General features: G+C 68.8%; 11 protein-coding genes, 1 tRNA gene and 1 pseudogene. 9 read left to right on the forward strand and 4 right to left on the reverse strand.

Annotation, left to right across the window (positions count from 1 at the left end; all coding sequences use genetic code 11):
- The first annotated feature begins 15 nt into the window (after positions 1-15).
- The 3 genes from SD460_RS12460 (at position 16) to SD460_RS12470 (ending at position 2588) form a co-directional block, all read left to right on the forward strand.
- Positions 16-489, forward strand: a complete 474-nt coding sequence (locus tag SD460_RS12460) for an endonuclease V (RefSeq protein ID WP_290050301.1) — start codon at positions 16-18, stop codon at positions 487-489.
- Entirely contained in the window at positions 486-1169 is a 684-nt protein-coding gene (locus SD460_RS12465; protein WP_290050302.1) for a uracil-DNA glycosylase, read from the forward strand. The genes SD460_RS12460 and SD460_RS12465 overlap by 4 nt, the downstream gene beginning before the upstream one ends.
- 84 nt (positions 1170-1253) lie before the next feature.
- The gene (locus SD460_RS12470; protein ID WP_290050304.1) at positions 1254-2588 is read left to right on the forward strand and encodes an NAD(P)/FAD-dependent oxidoreductase; all 1335 of its coding nucleotides are present in this window, start codon (positions 1254-1256) and stop codon (positions 2586-2588) included.
- A 52-nt stretch (positions 2589-2640) separates the two neighbouring features.
- On the opposite strand, the gene SD460_RS12475 is transcribed toward SD460_RS12470, so the two are convergent.
- Together SD460_RS12475 and SD460_RS12480 are read right to left on the reverse strand one after the other, a co-directional pair.
- Positions 2641-2829, reverse strand: a complete 189-nt coding sequence (locus SD460_RS12475; RefSeq protein ID WP_290050306.1) for a hypothetical protein — start codon at positions 2827-2829, stop codon at positions 2641-2643.
- Positions 2830-2899: 70 nt separating this feature from the next.
- Positions 2900-3610, reverse strand: a complete 711-nt coding sequence (locus SD460_RS12480) for an NUDIX hydrolase (protein ID WP_290050308.1) — start codon at positions 3608-3610, stop codon at positions 2900-2902.
- Between the two features lie 169 nt (positions 3611-3779).
- On the opposite strand from SD460_RS12480, the gene SD460_RS12485 reads away from it, so the two are divergent.
- The 5 genes from SD460_RS12485 (at position 3780) to SD460_RS12505 (ending at position 8903) form a co-directional block, all read left to right on the forward strand.
- Entirely contained in the window at positions 3780-4652 is an 873-nt protein-coding gene (locus SD460_RS12485) for a 5'-methylthioadenosine/S-adenosylhomocysteine nucleosidase family protein (protein WP_290050310.1), read from the forward strand.
- On the forward strand, positions 4649-6784 hold the full coding sequence (locus SD460_RS12490) for a hypothetical protein (RefSeq protein WP_290050312.1): 2136 nt from the start codon (positions 4649-4651) through the stop codon (positions 6782-6784). The genes SD460_RS12485 and SD460_RS12490 overlap by 4 nt, the downstream gene beginning before the upstream one ends.
- A gap of 155 nt (positions 6785-6939) precedes the next feature.
- Positions 6940-8256, forward strand: coding sequence for a lectin (locus SD460_RS12495; RefSeq protein WP_290050313.1), 1317 nt, complete (start codon positions 6940-6942; stop codon positions 8254-8256).
- Positions 8257-8279: 23 nt separating this feature from the next.
- Positions 8280-8353 (forward strand) — tRNA-Leu (locus SD460_RS12500).
- Between the two features lie 370 nt (positions 8354-8723).
- Positions 8724-8903, forward strand: a complete 180-nt coding sequence (locus SD460_RS12505) for a hypothetical protein (protein ID WP_290050315.1) — start codon at positions 8724-8726, stop codon at positions 8901-8903.
- A 45-nt stretch (positions 8904-8948) separates the two neighbouring features.
- On the opposite strand, the pseudogene SD460_RS47080 reads toward SD460_RS12505, so the two are convergent.
- Positions 8949-9428, reverse strand: a pseudogene (locus SD460_RS47080) (recombinase family protein); the annotation flags it as partial.
- Here SD460_RS47080 and SD460_RS47085 point away from each other — a divergent pair.
- On the forward strand, positions 9408-9941 hold the full coding sequence (locus tag SD460_RS47085; RefSeq protein ID WP_290050316.1) for a hypothetical protein: 534 nt from the start codon (positions 9408-9410) through the stop codon (positions 9939-9941). The pseudogene SD460_RS47080 and the gene SD460_RS47085 sit on opposite strands and share 21 nt — an antisense overlap.
- A gap of 1620 nt (positions 9942-11561) precedes the next feature.
- On the opposite strand, the gene SD460_RS47090 is transcribed toward SD460_RS47085, so the two are convergent.
- Complete coding sequence (locus SD460_RS47090; RefSeq protein ID WP_498371737.1) at positions 11562-11636, reverse strand: hypothetical protein; 75 nt, start codon at positions 11634-11636, stop codon at positions 11562-11564.
- Positions 11637-12092: the final 456 nt, after the last annotated feature.

A 12092-nucleotide genomic window follows, 5' to 3' on the forward strand; every position in this document is an offset into this window, starting at 1 on the left:
TGGCAGGGTGACGCGGTGCACACCGGGGACTGGCCGAAGACGGTGACCGGCCTCGACGAGGACGACGGCATCGCCGCGGCGGTCGTCACCCTCGAGACCGCCGGGCTCACCGTGGTCGAGGAACGGACGCACCGCGCGAAAGCCGTCTTCCCGTACGAGCCGGGCCTGTTCGCCTTCCGCGAGCTGCCTCCGCTGCTGGCCGCCCTCGAACCGCTGGAGCGCCGCCCCGACGTCCTGGTCTGCCACCTCGGCGGCTCGCACGACGTGCCGGGGCACGCTCGCGGGTCGTCGGCGCCGCTGGTCGACGCCGGGGAGGAGGTCGGCGCGGTGCTGCGGACCCAGGACGGCGTCAAACCGGTGTACGTCTCGGCCGGGCACCGGATCGACCTGGCGCACGCCTGCCGGCTCACGCTGGCGCTGACCCCGCGCTACCGCCTGCCCGAGACGACCCGGCGCGCCGACCGGCTGTCCCGGGCGGCGCTGCGATGAGGTCGCTCGAAGAGCTGGACGCGGCCGTGGCCGGGTGCCGCGCCTGCCCGCGGCTGGTGACCTGGCGCGAAGGCGTCGTCGGCACGAAGGCGGCGTTCCGCGGCGAGCCGTACTGGGCGCGCCCGGTGCCGGGTTTCGGCCCGCCGGACGCGTCGCTCGCGGTCGTCGGGCTGGCGCCGTCGGCGCACGGCGCGAACCGCACCGGCCGCATGTTCACCGGCGACCCCTCGGGCGACTTCCTCTTCCGGGTGCTGCACGAGGTCGGGCTCGCGTCGCAGCCGACGTCGGAGCGGCTCGGCGACGGCCTAGAGCTGTACGGCACGCGGCTCGTTTCGCCGGTGCGCTGCGCCCCGCCGGAGAACAAGCCGACGCCGGCCGAGCGCGACACGTGCCGTCCGTGGCTCGCCGAAGAGCTGACGCTGTTACGTCCGACACTGCGCGCGATCGTGGTGCTCGGGGCGTTCGGCTGGCAGGCGTTACTGCCCGTGCTCGCCGCGGCGGGCTGGCCGGTCCCGCACCCCCGCCCGGCCTTCGCGCACGGCGCCGTCGTGGAGCTGGACGACCTGCGGCTTTTCGGCTGTTATCACGTTTCGCCGCGCAATGTCCAGACAAGGCGCGTGACCCACGACATGGTGGCGGACGTCTTCCGCGCCGCGACCTCGGTGACAGGGCCGGACTGAATCGTTACGGAAACCGCAGCGACGCTGGTCACAGCCGGATGGGGTCCCCGAGCGAGGCGCCCGGGAAGGTGTCACCATGAGGACATGGCTGCTGCGAAGTCGAAGTCGGAACCGACTCGGATCCTCGTCCTCGGTGGTGGGTACGTCGGGCTCTACACGGCGTACGGCCTCCAGAAGATGCTCCGGGCCAACGAGGCCTCCGTGACCGTCGTTGACCCGCAGCCCCACATGACCTACGCGCCGTTCCTCCCGGAGGCCGCGGCCGGCGCGATCGAGCCCCGGCACGTGGTCGTGCCGCTGCGCCGCGTGCTGAAGCGCTGCCACGTGCTGACCGCGCGCGTCACCAAGATCGAGAACGACAAGAAGTCCGTGACGGTCGAGGCCGCCGACGGCCACGTCGAGCAGCTCGGCTACGACGTCCTCGTCGTCGCGCTCGGCGCCGTCGCCCGCATCCTGCCGATCCCGGGCCTGGTCGAGCAGGGCATCGCCTTCAAGACCATCGGCGAGGCGATCTACCTCCGCAACCACATCATGACCAAGCTCGACGAGGCCGCCAGCACGCTCGACCCCGAGCTGCGCAAGCGCCTGCTGACCTTCACGGTCGTCGGCGGCGGCTTCGCCGGCATCGAGGCGCTGGCCGAGCTCGAGGACATGACCCGGTTCGCCGTCGAGAACTACTACCCGAACATCCAGCCGTCCGACGTCCGCTGGGTGCTCGTCGAGGCCGCCGGGCGGATCCTGCCCGAGGTCCGCGAGACCCTGGGCGTGTACACGGTCGAGCAGCTGGAGAAGCGCGGCATCGAGGTCTACCTGTCGACGGCGGCGAAGTCGTTCGAAAACGGCCACGTCGTGCTTTCGGACGGCACGGAGTTCGACACCGACACGCTCATCTGGACCGCCGGCGTGAAGGCCAACCCGGTGCTGGCCAACTCGGACCTCCCGCTCGACAAGCGAGGCCGCCTCGAGGCGACGGCCGCCATGCAGGTCGTCGGCCACCCGGACGTCTGGACCGCGGGCGACAACGCGGCGATCCCGGACCTCTCCCGCACCGAAGAAGACCCGACGGCGACGTGCCCGCCGAACGCGCAGCACGCGGTCCGCCAGGCGACGCTGCTGGCGAAGAACATCATCAAGGTGATCCGCGGCGGCAAGCCGAAGGACTACTACCACAAGAACCTCGGCGCGGTCGCCAGCCTCGGCCTGCACAAGGGCGTGGCCGACGCGCTGAACCTGAAGATCAAGGGCTTCCCGGCCTGGCTCTTCCACCGCGCGTACCACCTCAAGGCGATGCCGACGTGGAACCGCAAGATCCGCATCCTGTTCGACTGGATCCTCGGCGGGCTGTTCCGGCGCGAGGTCATCTCGCTGGGTCAGATCAACAACCCGAAGGACGAGTTCGCGCGCGTTTCGAAGTCCTGACGTTTCGGCGTTTCGAAGGCCTCCCGTGTTCGCGCGGGAGGCCTTCGGCGTTTCAGGGGTCGCCGACCCGGTCGGCGACCGCCCGGACATCACCTTGCGTCGTGTGCACCTCCGGCCGGCCGGCCGGCTCGGCCGCCGCGTAGCCCACGACCCCGCCGCCCAGTACCGCGCCGATCGTGAAGGCCAGCGCCACCGTCCGGATCGCTCGCCCGGCTTCGCAGTGGATCTCCATCTCGACCACTTCCCGTCAGTCTGACGATTACTGTCCCCACGACGGTAACCCGGCCCGCCAGTTAACGTCAAGCTGACGATTACGGCCGGCTGCGGAGCATCGCCGGGTGCAGCACGGTCGCCGGCCCGCGGCGGTACAGCGCCGCCGGGCGGCCCGGCTGGCGCGAAACGCGCTCCCCGGTCGGGATCAGAAACCCTTCGACACCGGTGATCTTGCGGTGGAAGTTGCGTGGGTCGAGCTGTTCGCCCCAGACGATTTCGTACACCTCGCGCAGGTCCGTCATGGTGAACTCCGGCGCGCAGAACGCCGCCGCGAGCGTCGTGTACTCCAGCTTGGCGCGGGCGCGCTCCACCGCGTCGGCGATGATCTTCTTGTGGTCGAAGGCGATCTGCGTCCGCGGGCGCAGCACCTTCTCGACCGGCATGAGCACGGCGTCGCGCGCGTCGCCGCCCGCCGTGGGCGCCGGGAGCTGGGGGGAGAAGGCGACGTAGCAGACGGTGATCACCCGGCGGCGGGGGTCGCGGCCGGGTGTGCCGTACGTGCGCAGCTGCTCCAAGTGTAACGCTTTCGCGTCCAGGCCCGTTTCTTCGGACAGCTCACGGGTGGCGGCGTGGTCGAGGTCCTCGGACGTGGAGGCGAGGAAGCCGCCGGGGAGCGCGAGCATTCCCTCGAACGGGGGAATTCCCCGCCTGATCAACATGATCTGCAGGGAACCGTCGTGGATGGTCAAGACGGCCAGGTCGACGGCGAGCGCGACCTCCGGGATCGTCCACTCCTCGGTTTCAGGCATGTTCGACAGCCGGGGGAACGACCGTGACGGAACTGTCCATAGTGCACAGTGTAACCAGCTGTCAATATTCGTCTCGTTGACGAGAACGGTCCGTCAGGACTACCTTGCACCCTGCAAATCGCAACGAGGGAGGAATCGTCATGGTGGAACGCGGGGAAGTGGTGATCGCGTGATCGTCGTCCTGACCGCGCTGGAGGTCGAGCGTTCCGCCGTGCTCGACCGGATGACCGGCGCCACGGTCCGCGCACACCGGGCCGGCACGCTGTTCCACGTCGGGCAGCTCGGCCGGCGCCGGGTCGCCCTCGGGCTGGTGGGGGCGGGCAACGCCGCGGCCGCCGCCGTCGCCGAGCGCGCCGTGGCGGAGTTTTCGCCGGCCGCGATGGTGTTCGTCGGCGTCGCGGGCGGGCTCCGCGACTGGACCCGGCTCGGCGACGTCGTCGTGGCGACCAAGGTCTACGCCTACCACGGCGGCCGCAGCACGGACGGCGGCATGCGGAGCAGCCCGCAGGCGTGGACGCCGTCCTACCGGTTGCTGGAGCTCGCGCGGTCGGTGGGGCGCGCGGGCGAGTGGTGCGCCGCCGTGCCGGCGGGCGGCCGCCCCGGCGTCCACTTCGAGCCCGTCGCCTCCGGCGAGGTCGTGCTCGACTCGCGGACGTCCGAGGTCGCGCGGTGGCTGCACGAGAACTACACCGACGCCGTCGCGGTCGAAATGGAGAGCGCCGGCTTCGCGCTGGCGGGCCACCTCAACGACGACCTCCCGGCGATCAGCGTCCGCGGCGTCAGCGACCACGCGGGCGGCGTCAAGGACGTCACCGACGAAGCGGGCTGGCAGCCGGTCGCGGCCGGCAACGCGGCCGCCTTCGCCGAAGCGCTCATCGCCGAGATCGACGACGAGGACGCGGAGGCGCCCGCCGAGCCGTCGGGGGAGTCGCGCGGGTTCAGCAACCTCAACCTCGCCACCGACCACGCGCGGGTGGGGCAGCAGATCGGCGCCGTGTACGGCGACTTGACCGTCGGGCCGCAGCGAGGAGACCGGAAATGACGTTCCCCCAGGACTTCCCCGGCATGCGCAACACCAACGAAGCGAGCGGCCAGGCGCACGTCGAGCAGCAGGTGGGTGCGATCTTCGGCGGCACCTTCCACCGCAACGAGACGACCTACCACATCCACGAGTCGGACCCGCCGGAGCGGAAGTTCGAGGTGGCCCTCAACCACTTGCAGGGCGGCACGTCCCGGATGGCGGAGTCGATCTTCCAGGACCTCCTGCACCACGGCGACGCCTCGACCCGGCTCGCGTACTACTACGCCCTCTCGGTGTTGAGCGAACGCTCGCTCAACGAGATCGGCGACGACGTCTACCTGCGGTTCCGGGCCGCGGACCTGACCGCGCGCCGATTCCCGGACGACGGCTGGCGCACCGCGCTGAACGTGGTGTGGGAGCTGATTTCCTGCGTGTGGCGGCAGGAGATCGGCGAGACGCTCGACTCGACGGATCTCGCCAAGGCGCTCTCGAACTTCCGCGAGCTGCCCAAGGACCGGCAGGGCGAGATCACCCGGCACCTCGCCATGGTCCTCGGCGGCGCGTTGCAGGACAGCCTGGACGCCGAGGACGCGCAGCGCGTCCGCGAAGAACGGCTGCAGCCGGACCGCGCGGGCCGGGCGTGGAAGTTCTTCGAGCCCGACCCCGCGGCGCCGCGGTACTTCACCACGCAGGCGACGGCGCTCTCGACGGCCGATTGGCTGAAGCCGGCGCTCGGCGTTCTCGGCGTGCTGATCGGCCTGGTCGCCTTCGCCGGCAGCTTCGGCACCGGCCGCCCCGCCATCGCGATCCCCGCGCTGCTGCTCTTCGCGGGCGGCGTCGCGGCCGCGTTCTGGGGTGGCGCGGAACGGGAACTGGCCCTGCGCCGGCTCGCCCAGCGCGACCGCGAGCACGGGATCCCGCTGCAGTACCAGGCCGCCGTCTCGCCGGGGCACTGGGTGCGGACGGACTTCGTCCAGCGGATCCACAAGCTGGTGGAGACGCGTTTCTGGGAAGCGCGCCCGCACGTCGAAGGCAGCTGGCTGAACGACACCAGGGGCCTCTGCGAGTACTACAAGTGGCGTTTCGTGGCCCTGTTCGGCAACGCGCAGGTCGAGGCCAACGCCGTCGACTGGCTCATCCGGTGGCACGCCAAGCGGGTGGCGGCGCAGTGGCGCGCGGGGACGTTGTTCGACTACCGGCGGGAACTGCGGCCGTCGGGCACGGTGGTCGCCGTCCACCGGATCGGGCTCGGCGCGACGATCTTCGCCGCGCTCGTGATGCTGGGTGGTCAGGGTGGTTTCGCCGTGGCCGCGGTCTTCTTGGCGCTGGGCGGGCTCTTGGCGCTGAAGGGCGTCACCAGGGTGGTCGCGGACCGGCGGCACCGAGCCGAAGAGGAGGTGCGCGGGCGGCAGCTGCTCGAGGAAGAGGAGCGGGGCTACGCGGACTGGCTCGCGGTCCTGCGCGACCGGCCGGACGACGCGGAAATGGCGCGCTGGCTCGACCTGGACAAGACCTTCCTGAAGACCGAGGCGCTGCGCCGGCACGCGCTGAGCAACCGGGACCTGGTCACGCACGTGGTCATGACCGAGGGGGCGGCGAACGCGTTGCGGGCGCGCGTGATCCACGGCCCGATGCGGTATTCGCGGTACGTCGTGCTGATCTTCCTGCTGTCCGAAAGCGGCGTGCGCGAAATCGAAGTCGAACTCGATTTCCTCACCGGGAACGTGCACAACGAGCAGCGGACGTCGTTCCAGTACACCTCGCTCGCCGCCGCGCGGGTGGCCGAGGTCGGCGTCCGGTACGCCGACGGGTGGCGCTACCAGATTCTCAGCGGCGACCAGGCGACGCTCCTGCAGACGGAATCCCTGCGGCGGCGCGCGTTGCGGCTCAGCCTGGTCAGCGGCGAGCAGATTTCGGTGGTGGCGGAGAGCTTCGACGGCCTGACCGACTCCAGCCTCGAGAGCGAGACGGCGCTCCAGCGCATCGCGCTCGAGGTGTCCGGGATCGCCGGCGCGTTGCACGTCCTGGAGGCGGTGTCCGCGGAAGGGCGCGACTGGATCAGCCGCGAGCAGGAGCGGCGCCGGCGTCGTTCGGAGGACTGGCGCCGCGAGCGCGGTCCCGGGTTGCTCGACGGCGGCATTATCGGCGAATAGGGGCGGATTCCGGCGTATTGCCGGAAAAAGGCGATTGTGTGCCGGTGAGCGACATGGTCTGGACAACCGGGCGGACGAGCGGGTAAACCCTTTCTTCACAACGCGGAATAAGTCCGCTCCGGCTCCCTCCCCTCCCGGTCCCTTGGAGCTCCCCCATGCCCTTTTCCCGTACCAGAGCCGCACTCGGCGCGATGGCGCTGAGCGCGGCCGCCATCGCGATCCCGTCCACGGCGGCCGCGGCGACCCCGGCGTTCCCGGCCCACTACGCGGCGCCGTACCTGCAGATCAGCGACGCCGACGCCGGCCAGATGGCGGCGGACATGAACGCCACCGGCACGAAGTTCTTCACGCTGGCGTTCCTGACCCCGCAGTCCGGCTGCACCCCGGTCTGGGAGGCGAACGGCACCGGCGTCGGCTCGTTCAAGTCCCAGATCAGCGCCCTGCAGGCCGCGGGCGGCAACGTGATCCCGTCCTTCGGCGGCGCGGAGGGCGGCGAACTGGCCCAGACCTGCACGAACACGGCGAACCTGACCGCGGCGTACGCGAACGTGGTGAACACCTACGGCACCCCCCGCCTCGACTTCGACATCGAAGGCGGCGTCCTGAACGACACGGCGTCCAACCAGCGCCGGAATTCCGCACTGGCGGCGCTGCAGCAGCAGAACCCGGCGGTCCAGGTCGACTACACGCTGGCGGTCGACCCGACGGGCCTGCCGTCGAAGGAGCTCGACCTGCTGCGCGACGCGAAGAGCAAGGGCGTGAAGGTCAGCGTCGTGAACCTGATGGTGATGGACTTCTACGACGGCCAGCCCGTCCTGGGCGACGCCCTCTCGGCCGCGCGAGCATCGGCGTCCCAGCTGGCGAGCCTGTACGGAATCTCGACGTCAGCGGCCTACGCGATGATGGGCCTGACCCCCATAGCCGGCCGCAACGACGACGGCGCCCAGTTCAGCCAGTCCGACGCCCAGCAACTGCAAAGCTTCGCGGCTTCGAATGGAGTAGCGGAGCTGTCGTTCTGGGAACTCCAGGACTACGACCGCGCAACGGGCTACGCGTACTCCCGCATCTTCAACGCGACGACCACCCCACCCCAGTCTTCGGCCGGCACGATCACGGGCTACGGCGGCAAGTGCGTCGACGTGGCAGGAGCGTCGTCGGCCAACGGAACGGCGGTGGACCTGTACACGTGCAACGGGACGAACGCCCAGCAGTGGACATCGTCCAGCGGGACGCTGCGAGCGTTGGGCAAGTGCCTGGACGTGGCCTCGGCAGGGACGGCGAACGGGGCCCGGGTGCAGCTGTACGACTGCAACGGGACGGGGGCTCAGCAGTGGACCCGTTCGGGAGTTCAGCTGGTGAACCCGACGTCAGGCAAGTGCCTGGACGCGACGGGGCCCAGCTCAGCGGACGGAACGCCGCTGCAGATCTGGACGTGCACCGGCGCGGCGAACCAGTCGTGGACCCTGAACTGACGGCGTGACCTAGAGTGTGTGGTGCCCCCGTAGCCCAATCGGCAGAGGCAGTCGACTTAAAATCGATTCAGTGCGGGTTCGAGTCCCGTCGGGGGCACGTACGCAATCCGCACGTTCGTCGTCTGTCCTGGCCAGCCCGCTGGCCGCGTCCGCGACGTCGGCCAGCCGGTCGGCGGGCAGGTGAATGCTGATCGTCGCGCGGCCGCCCGCGCGCCGTGCAGCCGAACCTGCAGGCGGGTGACCTCGAAGAGCGGTCGCAGAAGGTCCTCCGGGGCTTCGAGCAGGTGGGCAGCCAAGTAGGGCAGTGCGTCGAGCAGTTTCAGGTTCGCGGGCGCGGGCCGGTCGGTCTCGATGGTCTTCGCGTTGGCGGCCAGCGCCGCCTGGGTGGCTGATTTCTTCGTATCGAGCTCGTTGTAGGTGGCCCGCAGGGCTTTGGTGAAGGGGTCGTCCGGGGCGCCGTCCATGGCTTGGCGCAGGACCGCGGCCTGACGGCGTTCGATGTTCGCCACGGTCTGCTTCAGGCGATCTTCGTCAGCTTGCCGCTGACGATCAGCGGTGTCGTCAACGCTGCTGAGTTCGGCAGCCAAGGTGGCGCGCCGGTGTTCGCCGAAAATCCGCTCGGCGAAGAAGCTGGTCACCGCGTCTAGGATGCCGTCTTCGCGGACGTAGACACTGTGGCTGGCCTGCGTCTTGTTGTTCTTGTCGGGCTTGCACTGGTAGTACGAGGTCGTGCCGCGCCGTCGGCAGCCGAACATGCGGCGGCCGCAATCGCAGACCACCATTCCGCGAAGCAGGTACTTTCGGCGTGCCTGGGGGTGCTTGCTCATCCGGTGGCCGACCTCGATGGCGTGTCGCCGCGGGCGCCGGCCGGCGGCGATCTCGTCGTACATCCACTTCGGGATCAGCGGCTCGTGGACCGGTTCGGGTGACCAGACCCAGAGCATGGGGTCGTTGACCTTGCCATGTCGCGAGCGGCTGGCCCGGCGGTTGAATACCTGGTACCCGGTGTACTTCGGATTGCAGAGGATCTCGTAGACGCTGGTCTTGCCCCAGTGTCCTCGGGCGCGATCTGGGTTCGGCGGCGTTGGAGGCGGATACTTCTCGAGGTCGGTGTTCAGCCGGTCTGCGATCGTGATGTAGCCGAGGCCCTCGTGGTGGCGCCACGCGGCGATCTGGGTGACGGTCTCGCCGCATCGCCCGTCGGGTTCGAGGCGCGTCTTGGTCTGTCCTTTGGCGGCTTTGGTCGGGTTGGGGTGCCGGTAGGTCTTAGCGCGGTACCCGTATGGCGGTTTGCCGATGTTCCAGCCGTCGCGGACATGAGTACACAATCCGCCCCAGGACTGCTCGAGGGTGTTGAGGACCTCGTACTCGGCTACGGATTGGTTGATGCGCCGCTGCAGGATCCGCTGGGCGCGGCTGCCGGAGAGCGTGATCGGCTCATTGGAGGCGAAGAGCGGAACGTCTGCCTGTTCGAGAGCCCGCTCGATCGACAGGCCTTCAAAGGCACGCCGTGCGACGCGAGAGATGCTCTCGCAGATGACCACGTCGAACCGGCGGTCCTGCCTCCTGCTTTCGGCCCGGAGGTCGGCGATGCCGCCGTCACGGGCGATCGGGATGTCGAAGCGTTCATAGCCGGACCCTTGACCTCGGCGGTCCAGTTCATACGGCCCGACTCGACGTCGTAGAAGTGGGCAACAATGACCCAGGAGGTCGGGATAGAGTTTTTGCAGTTACCGAGCTGACGTATCAAGGACTGGCGTGGGTCCTGCTGGTCCTCAGTGGAGGTTCGGCCCAGGAACGCAACTCGTACTTCGCCGCGCAGGAGAGCGGTCGGCATCCCGAGCGGTGATACCGCGTAGTCCGAGAGGCCGGATGGACCTGAAGTGAAAGAAGAGTCCACGTCTGCCACTATGCCGCCTCCCCGCTGCTGGCCGTACCGTCGCTGGTTTTTCTCGAGGCCCAACGTAGTAGAGTTCGAACAGTCGAGACCAAGTTATTCTGCAGTTCTTCGCCAGCGCTTCCTTCAATAAATTGTACATCGATGCGAAATTCTGGGAAATCGGTTCCTTGTCGCTGTGTAGTGCGAATGCTTTGCATGGCGGTGCTCCTGGCGGATGAGGCGTGACGCCTCTGACTCCGCGTTCGAGAGCCTGTGGAGACACACGGCTGCCAGATCGATAGGTCCGAGGGTTCACAGGTGAAGCACGTCGAAGCAGCTACCGGATGGTTCTTGGTTCGAGTCCAAGCGGGGAAGCAAAGCCCAGGTCACAGACCTAGGCTTTTTGCTACCCGGGAGTAGGGGTGACTTAGTGTCTATCTTGACGATCGTCCAAACCGTGGGTCTGCCCGGCTGCTGCTGCTGCCCTGGTGACGCTGTCGGCCAGCTCTGATGGTCGTCGGCGGGGCTGTACGGGCGCGGCTTCGCGGTGCACTGGTGCCTCCGGTACGCACTGCGTCGGCCCCGCGTCGATCGTTGGCTCATGGCTGGACACGACTCCGGCGCGTGACGGGGGTCTGCCGTGCTTCGTGTCGCCGGTGTGGAGGTGGCTTCTGTGCGGCCGACCGGCGTCGACGAGTGTTATCGATGACTTCCGAAGGTCCGGGTTCTTTTGTCGAGCCGATGTCAGCGGATGCTTCTCGTTGCGCTGGCCGGAGTGGGTCGTTCGGGACCTGGCGATGACCGCTGACGAGTTCGAGTCGGCGACTGATGGGTACGTTCTTGACCAGCTAGAACAGCGCTGATGACCCCATCACTACGAGTGAGGTGGGCATGGTCGTCTGACCTGCAGTTTTGGTGAATCCGCAGGTCGGCTGGGGGCAGTTTGGGGCAGCCGCGTGCACTTCAGAGCGGTTGAGAGCAGTTCCGGACAGAGGCTTGCCCCAACTATGCCCCAGTGAAATTAGTGAGAGGACTGGCCGCGTTCGTCTCGAACAGCCGTGTGATCGGCGAACGACCTCGGGTCTGGAGCCAGCTCAGCAGTATCGAGTCGAATGTCCCTCGTCCACTGCCGGAGCCCCAACGTGGCGAGGGACGACAGTCTCGAGGCCGACCCGCGTTGAGCTGCCGAGTGTGGCGTGCCGAGTCGCACGCTCTGCGGCATGAGCATGCGTAGCGACCCGGTCAGTCTGTGGTCGGCGGGATGCATCGGCAGCGGCGACTGCACCGTCGGGGCATGGAAGCCGCAGCGCGACGTTACGAGGGCGAGTCGCCGCACCGCGGCCGCGGCTGGTCGCTACCACGTCACGGAACTCCGGGTGGCCGAAGGCGTCCGTCGTGAGACCTCGCCGCCGGCGACTCGACACGCTCAGTTCGAGTTCGCGCCGGGCCACTGGCCGGCGGCGAGGAGCACCGCGCGCCGGGTGCGGGCACGCCCGGCCAGCCGACGGGCCTGCTGCGGCTGACTCCCGCGGGCAACAGCCGGGCTTCACCCGCCGCCGGAGCATCGCGCCAAGTGGTCGCAAGGCCGGAGCCCTTCGTTACATCGCGTTGGTTGAGCTGCGTTCGCATCGATGATCCGGCCGCGGCTAAGTGCGTACGCCGCTGCCGACACGAGAACGTGTCCTTGAGATCTTGCCACGAACACCCGCTCATGCAGCCGGATAGAAGCGCCGCGGCGCTACTACTGGTGGGAACCGTGCCCACCTTTGGGCCGCACCACTCAACCGGTCATCGGGTCGCCCCCTCATTGACCTTTCGTGCCGAATGTGGCGTTTGTAACGGCCGAGAGAGCAATTGACTGGGGCGCGGCGCAGCAGCCGGCTGGCACACGGCGTAGGCGCGCAGGAGCGCTGACCGGTCTGCAGGCTCGGTTTCTCTGAGGATGCAGTGGAGGCCT

It is taken from the genome of Amycolatopsis solani (genome assembly GCF_033441515.1).
Classification (GTDB): Bacteria; Actinomycetota; Actinomycetes; order Mycobacteriales; family Pseudonocardiaceae; genus Amycolatopsis; species Amycolatopsis solani.